At 59.2% G+C, this 18,347-nt stretch carries 16 protein-coding genes and 3 pseudogenes; 8 read left to right on the top strand and 11 right to left on the bottom strand.

Going from position 1 to position 18,347, the window contains the following annotated elements:
• The first annotated feature begins 268 nt into the window (after positions 1-268).
• The 5 genes and pseudogenes from mobQ to ACDP63_RS22265 all read left to right on the top strand — a co-directional run.
• Positions 269-1,555 carry a MobQ family relaxase gene (gene mobQ / locus ACDP63_RS22285; RefSeq protein WP_409928670.1) on the top strand — a complete coding sequence of 429 codons (1,287 nt, stop codon included), beginning with the start codon at positions 269-271 and terminating at the stop codon, positions 1,553-1,555.
• Between the two features lie 35 nt (positions 1,556-1,590).
• Positions 1,591-1,872, top strand: a complete 282-nt coding sequence (locus tag ACDP63_RS22280) for a hypothetical protein (protein ID WP_409928669.1) — start codon at positions 1,591-1,593, stop codon at positions 1,870-1,872.
• 39 nt (positions 1,873-1,911) lie between these two features.
• On the top strand, positions 1,912-2,679 hold the full coding sequence (locus ACDP63_RS22275; protein ID WP_409928668.1) for a hypothetical protein: 768 nt from the start codon (positions 1,912-1,914) through the stop codon (positions 2,677-2,679).
• Positions 2,680-3,031: 352 nt separating this feature from the next.
• Positions 3,032-3,727 (top strand): ArdC family protein, encoded by a 696-nt coding sequence (locus tag ACDP63_RS22270; RefSeq protein WP_409928667.1) that lies wholly within the window; start codon positions 3,032-3,034, stop codon positions 3,725-3,727.
• 7 nt (positions 3,728-3,734) lie between these two features.
• Positions 3,735-5,867, top strand: a pseudogene (locus tag ACDP63_RS22265) (Tn3 family transposase); the annotation flags it as partial.
• A 156-nt stretch (positions 5,868-6,023) separates the two neighbouring features.
• Here the strand turns inward: ACDP63_RS22265 and ACDP63_RS22260 are convergent.
• Positions 6,024-6,173: pseudogene (locus ACDP63_RS22260) on the bottom strand (IS1380 family transposase); the annotation flags it as partial.
• A gap of 119 nt (positions 6,174-6,292) precedes the next feature.
• Here ACDP63_RS22260 and ACDP63_RS22255 point away from each other — a divergent pair.
• Positions 6,293-6,610, top strand: a complete 318-nt coding sequence (locus ACDP63_RS22255) for a hypothetical protein (protein ID WP_409928666.1) — start codon at positions 6,293-6,295, stop codon at positions 6,608-6,610.
• 9 nt (positions 6,611-6,619) lie between these two features.
• On the opposite strand, the gene ACDP63_RS22250 is transcribed toward ACDP63_RS22255, so the two are convergent.
• Positions 6,620-7,966, bottom strand: a complete 1,347-nt coding sequence (locus ACDP63_RS22250; protein ID WP_409928665.1) for an IS5 family transposase — start codon at positions 7,964-7,966, stop codon at positions 6,620-6,622.
• 97 nt (positions 7,967-8,063) lie between these two features.
• On the opposite strand from ACDP63_RS22250, the gene ACDP63_RS22245 reads away from it, so the two are divergent.
• Positions 8,064-8,909, top strand: coding sequence for a GlxA family transcriptional regulator (locus ACDP63_RS22245; RefSeq protein ID WP_409928664.1), 846 nt, complete (start codon positions 8,064-8,066; stop codon positions 8,907-8,909).
• Positions 8,899-9,669, top strand: coding sequence for an inositol monophosphatase family protein (locus ACDP63_RS22240; protein WP_409928663.1), 771 nt, complete (start codon positions 8,899-8,901; stop codon positions 9,667-9,669). Before ACDP63_RS22245 ends, ACDP63_RS22240 begins: the two co-directional genes overlap by 11 nt.
• Positions 9,670-10,017: 348 nt before the next feature.
• Here the strand turns inward: ACDP63_RS22240 and ACDP63_RS22235 are convergent.
• The 9 genes and pseudogenes from ACDP63_RS22235 to ACDP63_RS22195 all read right to left on the bottom strand — a co-directional run.
• Positions 10,018-10,173: pseudogene (locus ACDP63_RS22235) on the bottom strand (transposase); the annotation flags it as partial.
• A 188-nt stretch (positions 10,174-10,361) separates the two neighbouring features.
• A complete protein-coding gene (locus tag ACDP63_RS22230; RefSeq protein ID WP_409928662.1) occupies positions 10,362-11,879 on the bottom strand; it encodes an amidase in 1,518 nt (505 codons plus the stop codon).
• Between the two features lie 57 nt (positions 11,880-11,936).
• The gene (locus ACDP63_RS22225; RefSeq protein ID WP_409928661.1) at positions 11,937-12,635 is read right to left on the bottom strand and encodes an ABC transporter ATP-binding protein; all 699 of its coding nucleotides are present in this window, start codon (positions 12,633-12,635) and stop codon (positions 11,937-11,939) included.
• Positions 12,628-13,356: an ATP-binding cassette domain-containing protein gene (locus ACDP63_RS22220; protein WP_409928660.1), complete on the bottom strand. Its 729-nt coding sequence runs from the start codon at positions 13,354-13,356 to the stop codon at positions 12,628-12,630. The genes ACDP63_RS22225 and ACDP63_RS22220 overlap by 8 nt, the downstream gene beginning before the upstream one ends.
• The gene (locus ACDP63_RS22215; RefSeq protein ID WP_409928659.1) at positions 13,353-14,387 is read right to left on the bottom strand and encodes a branched-chain amino acid ABC transporter permease; all 1,035 of its coding nucleotides are present in this window, start codon (positions 14,385-14,387) and stop codon (positions 13,353-13,355) included. Before ACDP63_RS22215 ends, ACDP63_RS22220 begins: the two co-directional genes overlap by 4 nt.
• Before the next feature lie 4 nt (positions 14,388-14,391).
• Entirely contained in the window at positions 14,392-15,246 is an 855-nt protein-coding gene (locus ACDP63_RS22210) for a branched-chain amino acid ABC transporter permease (RefSeq protein WP_409928658.1), read from the bottom strand.
• Between the two features lie 83 nt (positions 15,247-15,329).
• A complete protein-coding gene (locus ACDP63_RS22205; protein WP_409928657.1) occupies positions 15,330-16,550 on the bottom strand; it encodes a substrate-binding protein in 1,221 nt (406 codons plus the stop codon).
• Between the two features lie 30 nt (positions 16,551-16,580).
• Positions 16,581-17,435 carry a nitrilase family protein gene (locus ACDP63_RS22200; RefSeq protein ID WP_409928656.1) on the bottom strand — a complete coding sequence of 285 codons (855 nt, stop codon included), beginning with the start codon at positions 17,433-17,435 and terminating at the stop codon, positions 16,581-16,583.
• Positions 17,435-18,347, bottom strand: a 913-nt coding sequence (locus tag ACDP63_RS22195) for a carbon-nitrogen hydrolase family protein (protein ID WP_409928655.1), incomplete at its 5' end; no start/stop codon positions are given. The genes ACDP63_RS22200 and ACDP63_RS22195, both read right to left, overlap by 1 nt.

Genomic DNA, 18,347 nt, shown 5'->3' with positions numbered 1-18,347 from the left:
GGGTTTGCCCCCGGCAAACCGCCAGTGATCTGTCCCCATATCCCGCCCCCCATGAGGCTGGGGATCTGGGGGCAGATCACTGGCAAGCCCGCGCCTTAGTGAGCCAGAGGCTCGCCTCGGGCGGGCTGTCTTTTCCCCTCAGACCGCGCCGGTTCCGGGCGCACTCTTGCGGAGAAAAGACGGCTGATCCGATTGCCAATGTCAGGGCATCGGCACGGATCAGCTCCGGCGCGTGGGCGCGTTTGCATCACAGGCGAGGGGAGGGCGCATGGCCAGCTACCACCTCTCCGTGAAGACTATCAAACGCAGCGCCGGGCGCTCCGCCACGGCGGCGGCAGCCTACCGTGTCGGGGAGCGCATCGAGTGCCAGCGTGAAGGCCGTGTCCACGATTACACCCGCAAGCAGGGCATCGAGGAGACCTTCATACTGACCCCGAAGGACGCTCCGGACTGGGCCTCGGACCGGTCTCGCCTCTGGAACGAGGCCGAGGCCAGCGAGACTCGCCGCAACTCCGTCACCGCCCGCGAATGGGAGCTGGCCCTGCCCTCCGAGATCAGCGCCGAGGCCCGGTCGCAGATCACCCGCGACTTCGCCCAGGAGCTGGTCAGCCGCTACGGCGTGGCCGTCGATGTGGCGATCCATGCGCCCCACCGCGAAGGTGATCAGCGCAACCATCATGCCCATGTGCTGACCTCGACCCGCAAGCTGGAAGCAGGGGGCTTCACTGCGAAGACGCGCGTGCTTGATTCCGCCAAGACCGGCGGCGTCGAGATCGAGCAGATGCGCGGCCTCTGGGCCGAGTTGCAGAACCGTGCGCTGGAGCGTGTAGGGGAGGTCGAGCGCGTCGATCACCGGTCGCTTGAGAAGCAGCGCGAGACGGCGCTGGATCGAGGCGACAAGCTGTCCGCCGAGGAACTGGACCGCGACCCCGAGCTGAAGCTGGGGCCAGCGGCTAATTCCATGGAGCGGCGGGCCAAGGTGATTGCCGAGCGTCAGGGCCGGGAATACGTCCCTGTTACCGAGCGCGGGGCCGTGGTCCATGCCGCTCGCCAGGCGCGCGCCGCTTTCCGCGAAATGCGTGAGCGGCTGGATATCGCACGCGAGACCTACGGCATCGAGCGCGAGGCCGGGCAGGGCCGTGTTTCTGCCGGTCTGGCAGCACTCAGGGCCGCGACGGCGAAAGACCGCGACCGCAACCCGGAGGATTTCCGGGAGCGGCTGGCGCGCGTCGTGGGCCGGTCACGGGACCAGGACGACACGCCGAAACCAGAAGGCCGCAATTATGCGCGGGAGCGGCTGAAAGAGATCATGGAGAAGGACGCCGGGCGGGATGGCCAGGCGACGGTTCACAAGCTTGATGGTCACAGCGAGTATGACATGGGCGAGGACGCAGCACGCGAGCCGCGCAAGCCGCCCGTCAACGAACGGCTGAAGGACGTGCTGAACAAGCCGCGCGAGAAGCTGGAGATCGAGGACGAGCGCGATCAGGAGCGCGGTGACGACGAGAACGAAAACACGCGGGACAGGGATCGTGGTGAAGGTCACAGCCTGTGACGGAAGCCGATGACACAACAGAGGAGACTGATCGGATGTATGAAGTATTCAACGTGGGCAAGACAATCTTGCTGGACGGAAAGCCGCTATCGCTTGTGACGCCCGCAGGTGTTGAAGGCTGGATCGAGAAGGGCATCCCGCACAGTTACCGCTACGACCAGGTGCGCGATCCACTCGACGGCCAGATGAAATACCGCTGTCTCTATGAGAAGGACGGGTCCGATGTGCCGTTTGTCTTGGTCAACGATCCGGACGATGGCGACGGGCGCGTGATCCTGTTTGACGACATGCCGGATCGTGATGCTCAGGCGTCATGAGTCTGGCCAGGTGTGCACCACTGGAGAAGGATTTTCTGGATGCGAGAAATTGAAGACTTCACCGATGATCGGCTGAAGGCTTGGTGCATCCATTGTGGAACTGAGATTGCCAACATTGAGAGCAATCTCGACCATGTTCCGACAAAATCGCTTCTGACGAAGACGCTTAGGAAGCGGGGTGCCGACTATGATCGCGGCGTGGGTGATGAATTGGATTACTTGCCACAGGTTGTCGTCTGTCGCCGATGCAATTCCAGTTTCTCACCCGACGAGAACTACCTTCTCTGTGTGCTTCATGCGGTCATGGCTGGCAGCCTTTATCCTGATCCGAAGAAGCATCCCGAAGCCGCAACCGTCTTACGGAGCAATCGTCATGTCGTCCGTTCTCTCAAGAGAACACCTGACGGACAGCTTCTGCTGTTCGAGGACCTGAAGCCGTTTACTCTCTATCCTGACATCGAAAAGATACGACGGGTCGTCGTCAAAAACGCGCGCGGTCACGCTTATCACGAGATCGGCGAACCGCTGCTTGAGGCACCTGATCATGCCACATTCATTCCCTTGGAGAACCTGAGTCCTGATCAACGTGACGCCTTCGAGGCTGTTAAGACCGGCGCGAACCTTGCCGTCTGGCCAGAGGTTGGCAGTCGTATGACCGTCCGTCTGTTTGACGAAGAAGCCATGGTTGGTGGTTGGATTTCTGTCGAAGCCGGGCGTTACCGATATTCTATTGATTGGTCCGACGCAGTGACAGTCAAGACTGTCATATGGGAGTATCTCGCTACCGAGACACGCTGGGAACGATAGGCAGGGCAGGGGATCGACGGGCTGACGCCCGCTCACCCCACCCCTGACAGTTTTCAAATCCTGGTGATCCGCCTGCCATCCCGGCAGGTCCGAGAAAACCGGCAAGCGCCGCCCTAGGGCGGCGGTTCCGGTCGAGAATTCCGGTTCCTCCCACGCGCGGGCGCGCGGTTCCCTCCCAAATTCACGCCCTCCACCCGGTTGTCACGGCCCCGCCAGGCCGCAGGACGGGCTTTGCCCTTACCTGCTCTGCCGTTCGGAATGCATGGGCATTCCAAACAACAGAGAAGGAAGGCCCGCCCATCGGCGGAAAGGGGAACAGACCCGGCCCGCGTCACGCGAAGGAGGGTCACAAATGACCGCAGAGAAGTTTGACGTTTACACCCATGTCACCAACCAGATCATCACGCAGATCGAGGCGGGAACGCCGCCCTGGCGCAAGCCGTGGACTGGCGGAGGGGCAGGGGTCAGCTTGCCGGAACGGTTCAACGGCGAAGCTTATCGGGGCATCAACATCCTGATGCTCTGGGCGACAGCGATGGCGAAGGATTATAGCTCAGCCCGCTGGATGACGTTCAATCAGGCTAAGCAGCTTGGGGGCCATGTCCGCAAGGGCGAGAAATCTGCAACCGTGGTGAAATACGGCACCGTCGAGCGCGAGGACGAGAACGGCGAAGAGCGCCAGATTCCCTATGCCAGAGCCTACCGCGTGTTCAACGCCGACCAGATCGAGGGCTTGCCCGCTGAATTCTACATTCTGCCCGACCCGCCGCGCGATCTTGGCACCGTGGCCGACCCCGAACTTGAGGCGTTCTTTGCCGCGACTGGCGCACAGATCGACGTGACCGAGGAGCCGCGCGCCTATTACAACATCAAGACCGACCGGATTCATATGCCGCCGATTGGCACGTTTCACAGGGCCGCGGGGTATTACGGCACCTTGGCGCATGAGCTGACCCATAATGCCGCGCTCCGGTTTATGCCGCGCTTGTTCAGGCGAAGTCTTGTTTCCTGCGGTTTTTTGTCGTTTTCCGGCTGCATAAGACTGTAGTTCAGAACCGCCATGTGAGCGTGGCGAACTGCGCAATTGGGGCCGGCGATCTGCCATAGGTGCAACCTTCACAGTTTGCGCCATCGAGTGGTGTGCCGCGATTTCCGACGCGGTGGTCGAGACCCATGACCGCATCGTCGGCAAGACCTGGCAGGGCGCGAAGAGGCTGTGCGACGCCAAAATCGCCGACGCAAAGGTGGCGGTGCAGGACACCCTGCGCGCCTTCAAATCTCTCGGGTCGGCCCTACTGGACGCCAGAAGCGATGGGGCTTCCCTGGACCAGGCGACAGAGCTGGCTTGCGGGTGGGATCGGCTCGAAGGGCTGGTCGCCACCGCCGCCGAGTTGACGACCACGATGGCCGCAGACCCAATAACCCATGTTGGCCAAGGTTATCATCGGTTCCGGCGCTATGCCCCGCGCATGCTGCGCGTTCTCGATATCGAGGCGGCGGGTGTCGCAGCTCCCTTGCTGCAGGCGACTGCGCTGATCGCTGACGATGAAAAGCCCGAAACCCGCCCAGTTGGCTTTCTGCGGCGTGGCTCGAAATGGCACCGCCATCTGCACGCTGAGGACGGTGACGGCCATCGGCTCTGGGAGGTTGCGGTGTTGTTTCATGTGCGGGAGGCGTTCCGGTCGGGTGACATCTGGCTCCCCCATTCCCGGCGCTACGCTGATCTGAAGCAGGCCCTGGTTCCTGCGGAGGCGGTAGAGGGCGCGCCAAGGCTGACGGTGCCGTTCGATCCGGAAATCTGGCTTGCCGATCGCAAGTCGCGCATGACCGACGGGCTGGCGCGACTGGCCAAGGCGGCCCGCGCAGGGGCCATTCCGGGCGGGTCGATCGAGAATGGTGTCTTGAAAACTGACCGCCTGAGCGCGGCGGTGCCGCAAGAGGCGGACGAACTGGTGCTCGATCTCTACGACCGGTTGCCCGCCATACGGATCACCGAACTGTTGCAGGAGGTCGATGCGGATATCGGCTTCACGGAAGCCTTCACGCATCTGCAGACCGGCGCGCCCTGCAAGGACCAGATCGGGATGTTGACCGTGCTGTTGTCTGAAGGCCTGAACCTCGGGCTCACCAAGATGGCCGAAGCGACCAGCACACATGACTACTTCCAACTCTCCCGCCTGTCGCGATGGCATATGGAAAGCGATGCCATCAATCAGGCCCTCGCCATGGTGATTGAAGCACAGGCCCGGCTGCCCATGGCCCAGTTCTGGGGCGGGGGCGTCACTGCGTCCAGTGACGGGCAATTCTTCCCCGCCGCCCGGCAGGGCGAAGCCATGAACCTCATCAACGCGAAATACGGCTCGGAGCCGGGCCTCAAGGCCTATACCCATATCTCTGACCAGTTCGGCCCCTTTGCCACCCAGAACATTCCGGCCACCGTGAGCGAAGCGCCCTACATCCTCGATGGCCTGCTAATGAACGAGGCCGGGCGGAAGATCACAGAGCAATATGCCGACACCGGTGGCTTTACAGACCAGGTCTTTGCCGTGACTGCGCTGCTGTCCTACCGGTTCATCCCACGTATCCGGGATCTGCCATCAACGCGGCTCTATCTCTTCGATCCCGCCACCGCGCCGAACGAGTTACGCGGCTTGATCGGTGGCAAGATCCGCGAAGGCATCATCGTCCAGAACTGGCCGGGCGTACTGCGTGCCGTGGCCACCATGGCGACGGGCGTCATGGCTCCCAGTCAGTTGCTCAAGAAGTTCGCCGCCTATCCCCGCCAGCATGAACTGGCCGTGGCGCTCCGAGAAATCGGCCGCATCGAGCGCACGCTGTTCATCATCGAGTGGTTACTCGACGCCGACATGCAGCGCCGGGCTCAGGTCGGGTTGAACAAGGGCGAGGCACACCACGCCTTGAAAAACGCCCTGCGCATCGGGCGCCAAGGTGAAATCAGGGATCGCACCGCCGAGGGCCAGCACTACCGCATGGCGGGCCTCAACCTGCTCGCGGCAATCATCATCTACTGGAACACCAAGCATCTCGGTCAGGCCGTGGCCGCACGGCAGCGGGCCAGTCTGAACTGTGCGCCCGATCTGCTCGCGCATATCTCGCCGCTCGGGTGGGCCCACATCCTGCTCACTGGCGAATACAGGTGGCGGCGGCAAACCAGGGCCAGCCTGTGAAGTAATCAGCCCTATTTCTTGCCGCCGTCACAGCCACCAAACGAACGCACCACGCTCATCGCCGCAACGAAGGCGACCACAGTGTTCAAAATGGAGGAAAGAAGGGGGTGTCAAGGCCTTGTGATACGATCCTGCCCCCTACCGGAATCTACCCCAATCGGACAACCCGAGCGCGTCATCAAGCTCGCGCATCACCAGAAGGCCGCCGTCGGAACTGAGCTGCGTGCCGCGAAATTCCAGCCGCACGCGAGGGTCGAAATCCACCCGATCTGCCCGTTGCAAGCCCGCACCCTCTGGGTGATCCATGAAACGCGCCCCTCGCAGCCTTCAACACCATGTTTTATATAGGAAATATAATGGTCAGGACAGCGAAATCAGCGCCTTACTTGGGAAATGTGGGTTCAGTAGGCACAAGGAGCTACGAGATGAGCAAACATTATTTTTTCTCTGAGAACCCCACCGGATTGGGTGCCGAAGCCAAGGTTTCGGCTGAGGCCCGCTTTCAAGTACATATTCTTCTCACCCATGGTTTTTCTTTGTTGAGCTTTGCATCGATGACTGATGTTTTCGACGCGGTCAAACTGATGAACCCTCGTTCTGAAGTGCAGGTTCGAATTCTCTCCGCGGACGGCGACGAGGTCTTCACACGCTCAGGGGGCCGAGTTCTACCGGATGCTGCGCTGGAGATCAGCCAATGCGCACGAGGATCTGGGACCGGCCCCGATCTTTTTAGTTCATCCTGAACAAAGCTTTCACGCTGCATTTGCAGTCAGATAGCGGTGGTTTGGATCGGTATTGGCGGTCGATAGCAGGGCGATAATCCAGGCAAGCCAAGCCCTGAGGTGGGCCAGGATCTTGCGGATATTGTGTCCGCAGGCGCAGAGCACGGCAAAGAGGGCATCCCCGACGGTGCCTTTGAGCGGGCAGCGCGCGAGACGGCCATCGGTTTTCATGTGACCGATTTCGGCCTCGATGGCGCTGCGGCGACGGAGGTCGGCGATCAGCTTTGGCGTCAGGCCGCGCCTTGTGCCGCTGATCAGGACGCGGGTCCTGGCCTCGCCATGGCCGCGATAGCCGCGGTCGACGACGGCGAGTTCGGGTCGCTGGTCGGTCAGGACTTCCACCTGTTCCAGCGCCGGGCGGAGGGTGTGGCCGTCATAAGGGTTGCCCGGAAAGCTGCGCATGCCGACCACGAAGCCCTCGTCCAGCGTGGTCGCCACGCTGACCTTGCAGCCAAACTCGTAACGGACCCGCGCCTTGCCTTTCGAGATGCAATCGACCTCGGGTTCGTGCAGGGCGTAGATCTTGTCGGCCCCCTTGGGCTGCTGGTGCAGCAGTTGCGAGACCAGGGCGAGCTTCGCGATGATCCGGTCCCGCAGACCGCCCTCGGGGACGACCTGCAGGTGGCGGCGCAGATCACGCATGACGCGGCCGGTGTAGCCCTTCAGTCTTTTCAATGCCTTGCGCATGCGCTTGAACTGCTTTGCATGGGCGTAGCGGCCCACCTGCAGCGCCAGCCGCGGCGCCAGGCGGGCATAGGATTGCCGTAGTTCTACCCCGGCTTCCTGCGCCAGGGCGACCAGTTGTTCCCGCGCCCGCTCATAAAGCCGGGCATCCGTCGGATGCGCTATGTTCTTCTCCATGACGGTCGTGTCGACCGCCACGCGCCTGGCGCTGTCCGCGTTGATGGTGCCGGAGTCCTGCCCCGCCCGGATGGTCTGGGTCAGCAGCCATTCCACCCCTTCTTCTCCGATCCGCCCCCGCCAGCGGGTCAGCGACGAGGGGTCGATCGGCGGACGGTGCTGAAAGAACGTCTCCCCGGTGAAATGCTGATAATACGGGTTCTCGACCCAACGGGCGACCACTGCCTCATCCGACAGCCGGTAGGCGTGCTGCAGATACAGCAGCCCCGCCACCAGCCGCGGCTCCGTCGCCGGTCGACCCTTGCCCGACGGAAAGAACCCGGACCACTCCCGCTCGAACACCTCCCAGTCGATCAGCGCGGAAAGCTTCACCATCTCGTGGCGCGGGTCGATCATGTCAACCAGCCTGGGACGCAGCAGGTCATCCTGTTCCGTGGGGCGCGGACGGTGCTTCATGGCAAAAACCGAAATTGCAGGGTTTCAAGCAGAATCATAGGAAACCCTGCAGCCAATGGCGAGAAAAACCGCCATGTTTTAGCATGAAATCAATGGCATGGGCATTGTTCAGGCCGAACTTTTTATTGTCTGCTCTGGGCCTGAAATGGGTCAAAGCGATCAGCGGGTCACAATGAGCGTGGTCCGGCATTGCCGCAGAGCATCCGTTCCGGTCTGCGTCATGGGGTCTGCTGTGCGCGCGGTCGCAATGTCAGGTCATATTTCGCGGGGCACCGACCACTGGACACGTCTCCCCGCCAATAACGAAATGGCAACTCAGGTTGAGTTCAGCAATGCGATTTTTGTCGAGGATTCCAACATCACCTGCTGTTCCGGCGAATTGGGGGCGATGGATTTCGCTCTGGATTGGGTCAGTTCGCGCGTCTCGGCCAATGTTTCGGCGCGAATTCGCAATTTTTTGCTCGTGTCTTCCGCGCGCAGTGCCAACCGGGCTCAAACTTGTACTGTCGCGGATACATACAAATGCGCACCCAAAAGGCTTCAAGACATCATCGGCATGATGCTTCAAAACCTTGAAGATCCTGTACCTGTCGCGTCCTTGGCGGGTGCTGTCGGGTTGTCGACGCGCCAAGTAGAACGTCTTTTCGCGCTTCACCTATCGACATCGCCACTGAAGTTTTACCGTGCGCGTCAGCTTGAACAGGCAAAGATCTTGATTGAGGATACGAACATGTCCATGACAGAAATCGCGATCGCCTGCGGTTTCTCATCTCTTTCACGCTTTGCCCGTGCGTTCCGCAAGCGATACGGCGTCTCTGCAAGAGCATTGCGCAGCGCATCCTTCCCCCACGCCGATGCCAAACAGCCTGGTCAGGCTAGCGTGCATGGTGGGGGCAATGGCCTGATCCAATCTGGGCGCGGACACAATGTATATGGCATGTAGTGAAACAGATCACGTCGCAACTCTCGCTGATATCGCAGCCAAAGAGGCATTGAACTTTTTCCGCGGGCGACTTGGGATCGAGTTCAAAGCAGACGAAAGCCCGGTAACGCAAGCCGATAAGCGCGTCGAGACAGTCGTGCGTGACTATCTGGCCGAGCACTTTCCCCAAGATAGTATCTTTGGAGAAGAACACGGATTTGAAGGCGAAAACCGCGACCGGGTTTGGATTGTTGATCCGATCGACGGTACGCGTTCTTTTTTGTCTGGGCATCCCCTGTTCGGCTTCTTGCTGGGTTATTTGAAAAATGGCGTGCCGACACTTGGTGTGATTGGTATGCCTGCTCTGGGTGAAACTCTGGTTGGCATTCCGGGACAGGGGGCGACCATGAATGGCGCGCCAATTTTGACCAGTGACGTAACCCGGTTGAGAGAGGCTGTGTTCTTTGTCAACGAAGGCGACAAGATCTATCGTGACGAACCCGCGCTCTTTGATCGCCTGATGAATTCCGGACAGACACGGCGCATGGGCTATGACTGTTATCCACATGCGCTATTGGCGATGGGTCATGTGGATGCCGTGGTCGATTACGACCTACAGCCCTACGATTATTTGCCCGTGTCAGCGATCGTTGAGGCAGCAGGGGGTGTCATCACCGATTGGGATGGGCAAGCTCTGACACTGGAATCCGATGGCCGGGTCATCTCGGCCGCAACGTCTGAGTTGCATCGTGAACTTTTAGATTTGGTTCGCGGCGTCTGAATGGTATTTTTGACATTCCACATCCAGTTAGGGTCAGGATAGTGTAAGCGCGCCAACTGGTCCTGCTAACCGGGCGCGCTGCCGAGATCCATCTCTGCGGGGCACCCACAAGTGGGGCGGCCCTTGCCCCTAAATCTGAGATACGTCGCGTTCATCTGCGTTTTTTGCCCCTAATTGCAAGATTTGGTTGCCATCGGGCCTATGCTTCTCGCGCGCCTTTGCGCGATATGATCGACGGCAGAAAGCAGACGTGGCTCCTGCTCGAAGGCGCGCAATAGAACCCCCCTTGCATAGTCGTCGATGCCTGACCTGAAGAGAGCCGCTTTGGCCAATGAACAAGACTAAACAGTAAGTTGCGTCGGTTGAAATTGTTTTGTTGTCCGGTACTTCAGCAGCAAGCCCCATCATGATCCGGGCAAACACCCCCATATCACTCCACCGTTTTCAACGATTGTAGAGCGTCTTGGCAGGGCCATATTCTTTGGGCGCATCACACCAACGCAAAGCTGGAGAGAACTCGGGGCTCAGGTCAACGTCCCACATACGAAACCGGCGCTGCGCTGACACCTCGCGGATCGAATCCTGGGTCGGGATCGCCAAATGATGGTGACACAGCCAACGTGGCACCATCATTTGGCGCGCGTTTACAGGATTTGCCACATCATCATGCCCCGAAAAAGGCGCTTCCTACGCTAGATCTTTGTCCAGTCGTGCGATTGCTCAAAGGCATGAGCCGCTTGGTAGATCACACTTTCATCCAGATGCTTTCCGGTAAGCATGACGCTGATGGGCAAGGCATCCTTTGACAAGCCGCATGGTATTGCCATCGACGGATGCCCCGTTACATTAAACGGTGCCGTATTGCCCATCATCTCCCAAGCGCGGGCAAAAACGTCTTCACGTGGATCCCCTGCTGCGGGCAGCTTGGTTGCCGTCATTGGCAACGTTGGCATCAGCAGCAGATCGTGCCCGGCCAGAACATCATCATAGGCCTTGCGCAAGACGCGGGACAAGTTCTGACACTTGGCATAGAACCGCCCGCGATAGGCATCGATCCCGTATTGCCCTGCAAACATGGACAGTTTCAGCGTGTCCGACAGATCATCTGCACGATAACGCCAGTTTGCATGCGCATCTATCAGCGTAGTGGAATAGAGGCCTTTGTAATTCATACCATACCCATTGCCCTGCATCATCTGCCATTGCAGACCCTCAAGGATAATCGGGGTCCAGATCGCGATGCCATGGGTATGAATGGGGATCGACACTTCTGTAACCGTCGCGCCAAGGCTCTCGAAATGTTTGGCAGCGGCGCGGACCTTTTCGTCCACCTCCGGTTCCGAGTTTTCATGCCCGAATCCTTCCTTGACCACAGCGATCCTAAGACCTTTCACGCCCCTGCCCAACGCCGCAGTATATTCTTGCGCCGGGCTGTTGTCCTGTCTGGGGTCCAGCCCGTCCGGGCCTGCCAGAACCTCAAGGAACAGCGCATTATCCTCGACGCTCCGGCTCATCGGGCCGGTGTGGTCAATGGTCATTTCAATGGGCATGACGCCGCTATAGGGCACCAGTCCAAATGTCGGTTTCATGCCATAGACACCGCAATAAGCGGCAGGAATTCGGATCGAGCCCCCCTGATCGCCACCGATGGCCAGATCGACCTCTTCGGTGACCAGCAGCGCGGCGGACCCGGATGAAGATCCGCCTGCCGAATAGCCGTGTTTGCGCGGGTTGTGAACCGGGCCGGGGTCACTGGTGTGGCTGCCACCGGACAGGCAAAAATGCTCGCTGGTGGATTTACCCGATATGGTGCCACCGGCATCCAGAATGCGCGTGACAATCGTTGCATCCACATCAGGAACAAACCCTTCCAGCGTCGCGGCACCATTCATCATCGGCACGCCGGCAACCATCACATTATCCTTGATCGCCACGGTCTTCCCGGCCAGCTTCCCGCTCTCGGCGCCCTTGATCTCGGACTTCCAGTACCAGGCGTTGTTCGGATTGTCTTTTGGTTGCGGGCGATATCCCGGGGTCCGCGGGTAACGCACCTGTGGGATATCGTCGGGCATCTGATCAATGATGTCGTAGCGATCAAAGACTCCTTGCATATTCTCAAGGTAGAACCCGATTTCTGCGTCATCCATGTTCATGCCAAGCGACGCGACGATATCGGCCAGTTGCTGGTGCGTGGGTCTGTTGATAGCCATCGTTTCCTCCAGGTGGTGCGTTGGGTCGGTCACCGACAAGGGTGCCGACGGCGGGTGTTACAAAGTCAGGTAAGTGCCGATGGCACCGCTCTTTTCAATCTCGTCCGGTGTTCCACCCGCGACGATGCGGCCTTTTTCAAGGATGATACAGCGTGTCGCCATCGAAAAAACCATTGGCATGTTCTGCTCAACGATCACAATGCTCAGACCTGACTGGCGGTTGATTTCAGCCAATGTTTCGGCAATTTCAGCCACCAGTGTAGGCATGATACCGTCAGACGGCTCGTCCAGCAGGATCAGTGACGGGTCGGTCATCAAACCTCTGCCGATGGCCAGCATCTGCTGTTCGCCACCGCTCATGGATCCGGCATTTTGGCTTAGCCGCTCGCCCAAACGCGGAAAATATCCCAACACTTCCTCGGTGCGGTTACGTTTCACCTTTCCCGAGGCAAGCCGCCCCATTTCAAGGTTTTCGCGCACTGTCAGCTTGGGGAACATGCCGCGCCCCTGCACTACTGTGGTCAAACCGGCCCTGGCGCGCATATGGGCAGGGGCGCGGGTGATGTCGATGTCATTGAATGTGATCTTGCCGGCCGATGGCACGATCTGACCGCTGATCGCGCGGGTCAGGGTGGTCTTGCCCATCCCGTTGCGTCCCAGCACGCCCAGGACCTCGCCATCGGTGATGGTCAGGTCAATATCGTGAAGGACCTTGATATCCCCGTATCCGGCGTGAACATTCTTCATCTCAAGCATGGGTTGATGTCCCTAGATAAACTTCGCGCACCGTTTCGTCGGCGGCCACTTCGGCAAAACTACCGCGCATGATGACACGGCCCAGATGCAGAACCGTTGTCGGCACGTCGAGACCACGGATAAATCCGATGTCGTGTTCGATCACCACAATGGACAAACCCCGCTCTTGCGCCAACCGCTTGATCAGCTTGCCGGTTTCCATTGTTTCCTGATTGGTCATCCCTGCCGCCGGTTCATCAAGCAGCATAACCTTGGCTCCGATTCCGATCAAAAGCCCGATCTCCAACCATTGCCGTTGACCGTGGGACAGGACGGATGCGCGGGCCTCGCGAAGGTCCCACAACCCGATCGTTCGCAGAATATCGCCGATATCTTGCCGTGCGACCTCTGCATCCAACCTGCGCCGCAGCACAGCCAGCTCAATGTTATCCTGCGTGGACAGCCCGTCAAACACCGTGGGTGTCTGAAACTTGCGGGCGATGCCCCTGCGGGCGCGTTCCGCTACGGAAAGCCCGGTAACATCCTGACCTGCGAAGGTTATTGTCCCCGCCGTCGGAATCAGATGCCCCGACAACATTGACAGGAATGTGGTCTTGCCTGCGCCGTTCGGGCCGATCAGACATTGGACCTGTCCTTCTTCCAGATCAAAATCGACATCCTCGTTGGCGACAAGGCCCTTGAACCGCTTGGTCAAGCCCCGTGCGTGCAATAGTGTGGTCATGGCTTTGCCTCCGGCTGTGCAGGTTTCATCCGGCGCGCGAGGATTTCGATGATCCCGGCAATGCCTTCGTGAAACAGCATGATGACGGCGATAAAGATCACACCGATGATCAGTTGCCAGTACTCGGGCGTCAACGCACTAAGGACATTAGCCAGAGACGCGATGACGATTCCCCCGACAAAAGATCCGGCGATTGATCTGCGTCCGCCAATCGCCACCCAAACCAGAACCTCGGTCGAGAAAAGAACACCGCCAAGCGAAGGCGAGACAAAGCCGGAATGCGTTGCATAGAGACTGCCGGAATAGGCGGCGATTGCCCCGGACAGGGCAACGATCAGTGTCTTGTAGGTGGCAATCTCGAAACCTAGTGCCGACATGCGGCCTTCGTTTTCACGCACGCCTGCGATGATTTTTCCGAACCGGCCCCGCATCAACAGCATTGTCGCCACCAGAACCAGTGCGACCATGCACAGCACGAAGTAATACATCGGCACATCGGGAAACATATTCACGGTGAAGCCGGGGCCAGTCAAATCCAGCCGGTCCACATACAGGCCATTCCAGCCGCCTGTGATGTCGGGCCAGCTTTTTGCCAATTGCTCGGTGATGATCGACAGCGCAAGCGTGGCAAGGACAAAATAGGTCGTCCCCACCCCTGCCCCGAACAGGAATTTTCCCACCAATCCGGCCAGAAGTGCCCCGGCAAGCGGCGCTATGATGAACGCGACGTAGGCCATGTTCACCCAATCGACCCAGGGGTTCTTCATCAGCAGGCCAATGACATATCCGCCTATGGCAAAAAACGCCGCCTGACCAAAGCTGACAATGCCCGCCGCGCCCCAAAGAAGCGACAGCGACACGGCCAGCAGTCCAAAGGTCATGTATTGCGGCAGGATGTAAAGGATATAACCCTCGGTGAAGAGCGGGATCAGCGCAAGCACGGCCAGAACAAGCACACCCATCCATTCGTCGCCACCCAGGATTCGGGGCGCTGCGACAGGCGGTGTGGAGTCGGCTGAAACATTGGTCATTGGATTACTTTTCTCCGAAGATGCCTTGAGGGCGGAACCGCAGTACAAGGATCGCCAGCACGAATACCGCGACTTGTGCGATGCTTTGATCCACGAAGATTGCGGTGATTGTCTCGGACCCGCCGATGATGAAACTGCCGACAAGGGTACCGCTGAGCAGGCTGCCGACGCCGCCCACAATGACCACGAAGAACGAGCGCACGAGATAGATGTCGCCCATATACGGGCCGACCGCCAGCATCGGCGCGATCAGGCCACCGGCGATCCCGGCCATGAAAGCCCCGAAGCCAAAGACCAACTTGTAGGTCTTGCCGATGTTGAGCCCCAGCAGGGACGCGACCTCGCGATCCTGAACAAGAGCCCGGATTCGGATGCCCACAGAGGTGCGGTAAAACACTATGGCCGAGGCCCCAATGACCAGCCCCGCAAAGACCGCCACCGCCGTGCGATAGGCCGGGATCTGATAAAAGCCCAGGTCGATGGCCCCCGGAAGCGGGCTGGCCATGTTGCGAAACTCGGCTCCGAAGATGATCTTGACCAGCTCGGTTGCAACAATGAAAAAGCCCCATGTCAGAAGGATCGTGTCAAAGGGGCGGTCATAATAGTGGCGCAGAACCAGATGCTCGATCAGCAAGCCGATCAGGCCAACGCCGACCCCGGCCAGCAGAACCGCCGGGACAAACGGAATTCCGATGCCGACCCCGGACCATGTAAAATAGGCCCCCAGCGTCAGCATCGCCCCATGGGACATATTGATGACGCCGATCAACCCATAGATGATGGCCAGCCCGAAGGCGGCTAGGGCAAGGATCATTGTGATGAGCGTGGCATCGATCGCGATGGAAAAGATGGTTCCCATGAACTCTGACCTCATTCTAATTATCAGGGATGGCGGGATGCGTCCTTTTCCGGTCAATGGCTGGAAAAGGACGCTGTTTCAGCTTAGAGCGGCAGAATATCGCAACGCGCATCCTGCGGCTCGATGCCCAGCTTGCCCTCGATCTGTTCGAACATGTCATTCACACCGGTCCAGCCGTCGCGCACCTGCATCAGATAGGACGAGGTGATGACCTGATTATCCAGCTCGCGCATTTTGATCGGACCTTGGGGCGCGTCGGCAAACTCCATGCCTTTCAGAGCATCGCGGATCGCCGCCGTTTCCACCTTGCCTGCATCCGCGATCGCCTTGGCAGCCATGTGCGCAGCGTTATACATGCCAACCCCGACTGTGTTCATCAACGAGTCAGCCCCGTATTTGGCCTGATAATTTTTGAGGAACTTCTTGTTGTTGGGGTGCTCGATTGTCATGAAATAGTCAAAGCTGACATAGCCACCCGATGACACCTCCGGGCCCAGCCCCGAGGTCACGACCTCTTCATCGTCCACCGTCCAGAACGTATAGTCATCCTTCATACCAGCCGCCGCAAATTGCTGACGGAAATTAACCGTGTCCGAACCGGTCAAGGTATGGAAGATTACGTCAGGCTTTGCTTCGCGGATCTGGCGCAGAACGGATTCATAATTTGGGGTGTTGAAAGGGATGTAAACCTCTCCCACCACTTCGCCGCCCAGCTCATTCAGTCGCTCGGTGGCAAACAGGTTTGTGACCCGTGGCCAGGCATAATCAGACCCGATCATAAAGAACTTCTTGCCGTGTTGCGATACCATGCGTTCCATATAGGGCCATACCTGTTGGGTCGGTTCGGGGCCGAACATAAAGATGTTAGGGTTGCAAACGCCGGGCGCATATTCCTGAAGCTGCCCTTCGTACCACGTGGGATACAACAGGATCTTGTCCGCCGCCTCTACCAGCGGGCCCGCGGCGTTGCGGTCTGCCGACGAAAATGTCCCGGCCAGCAGATCAACCCGTTCTTGCCGCACCAGCCGGTTGGCCTGCTCGACCACAAGGCGCTGATCGGTCTTGTAATCTGCCAGAACCATCTCAAGCGGGCGGCCGTCTACGCCGCCGTTGGCGTTGATCTCGTCGAGCGCCAGTTCAAAACCCTGATAATGTGCCTTGCCGTAGACGGTCCATGCCCCCGTGACAGGCGATAGAACCCCGATCTTGATCGGGTCAGCAGCCCAGGCCGGACGGATCAACGCCGGCGCGGCCAGCGCCGCGATACCACCGCACAATGTCGCTCTCCGAGTCATCTTCATCATTTTCATTTCCTTTCGGTCGGGGTTACAGTTTCAATACCAATCAGGAGTGGCGTCACTTCCCAGCATTTCGCCATAGAGGTCGGTGCGCCGGTCGCGCAGCGGTTGATTAAAGGCATTCCAGTTACGCTTGCGCCGCGCCTCGGACAGATCGACCTCGGCATGGATGATCTCGGCGTTGTCGGCACTGGCCGGTTTGCCAATGGGCCAGCCGGTGTAATTCACAATAAGGCTCTGGCCGATAAAGGGCTGTCCGCGCTCTGTGCCGACGCGGTTTGCGCAGGCCACAAAAATCGAATTCATATGCGCCTGACCCATTGCGACGATGTTTGCCATCGCCTCGCGGTTTTTGTCCTGGCCGGGGATTGGCACCCAATTTGTAGCAACGCACATGATGTCGGCGCCCTGAAGCGCGGCAAGCCGGAAGACTTCGGGGAACCAGATATCATAACAGATGCAACAAGCGATGCGCCCAATCGGTGTATGAAATACCGGCACTCCGAGATTGCCCCGCTCGAAGTACAGGTTTTCCTCGTTCCACAGGTGCAGCTTGCGATAGGTGCCGATGTGCCCTTTGGGGCCGACCATTGCGATGCTGTTGTACAGATCATCGCCGTCGATTTCGCAGATACCGCACACAACATAGACGCCAAGTTCGGCCGCCAGATCCGTCAACAGCGCGCTGGTCCGCCCTCCGGGAATAACCTCGGCCAGCGATGTGGCTTCTGCTCGACTTTCAAAGACATAGCCGCTGTTGCACAGCTCGGGCAGCACCAGTAGCGTCGCACCTTGCTGTGCAGCGGTGCGGACCGCGTCCTCGATCATACCAAGGTTTGCGGCGACATCCCCGATTACAGGTTCCAGTTGCAGGCAGCTGATAGTTATCATTACGTCACCGCGCGTTTCGCTTCGCGGTCGACCCGCAGCGAGAAAACATCCGGGCGGGCGTAATGGCCCACCGCATCGAAATCCAGCTTGCTGCGAACCAGTGCATCGCGCGTGATCTCGGCGTGCAGGATTGTGCGTTCGTCAAAGACGGGACCGGCAAGGATATTACCCAGCGGATCAATGATCACGCTGCCACCCCTCATCATGGCCTCGCCGTCGTCCGTCGCCAAAACCGAGCGGTAATCCTCGCCATATTCAGAACGACAGATGTACTGGCAGGCGCTTAGCACAAAACAGCGCCCCTCCAGTGCCACATGCTGCATCGTTGGCACCCAGGTATCGCGATTGTCCGCGGTTGGCGCACAATAGATTTCAACCCCTTGCGAATACATCGCCGTGCGCAACAGCGGCATGTAGTTTTCCCAGCAAATGACCGAACCGACAATGCCAAGGTCACTTTGGACCGCCTCAAGGGTGGACCCGTCACCGAACCCCCAGATCAAACGCTCTGATCCGGTTGGCATCAGCTTGCGGTGTTTTCCGACAAGGCCCTTGACCGGGTCGACATAGGCAACCGTGCAATAGAGTGTCGATCCGACGACTTCGATCAGCCCCATGACCACAAAAATGTTTCGCGCTTTCGCGGTCTCGGCGATGCTCTGCATTTCGGGACCATCCAGTGCGACGGCGCCGTTGAAATACCTCAGAAACTCGTCGCGCCCCGCGTCAAGCCGCGTGCCCACCGGCGCATCAAAGGTCAATCCCTTCGGATACGTGCCCAGGAATGCCTCGGGGAACACGACAAGCTCGGCCCCTTCTTGGGCAGCCCTGTCGATCAGGTCACACGTCTTCTTCAGCGTCGCAACCGTATCGAAAGGAACCGAGCTGTCCTGCACGACAGCTACTTTGACG

This window comes from Paracoccus sp. P2, from assembly GCF_046335115.1.
Lineage (GTDB): Bacteria > Pseudomonadota > Alphaproteobacteria > Rhodobacterales > Rhodobacteraceae > Paracoccus > Paracoccus pantotrophus.
Note: the sequence above shows the minus strand (reverse complement) of the source record. Positions and strands in the feature narration are given on the sequence as shown.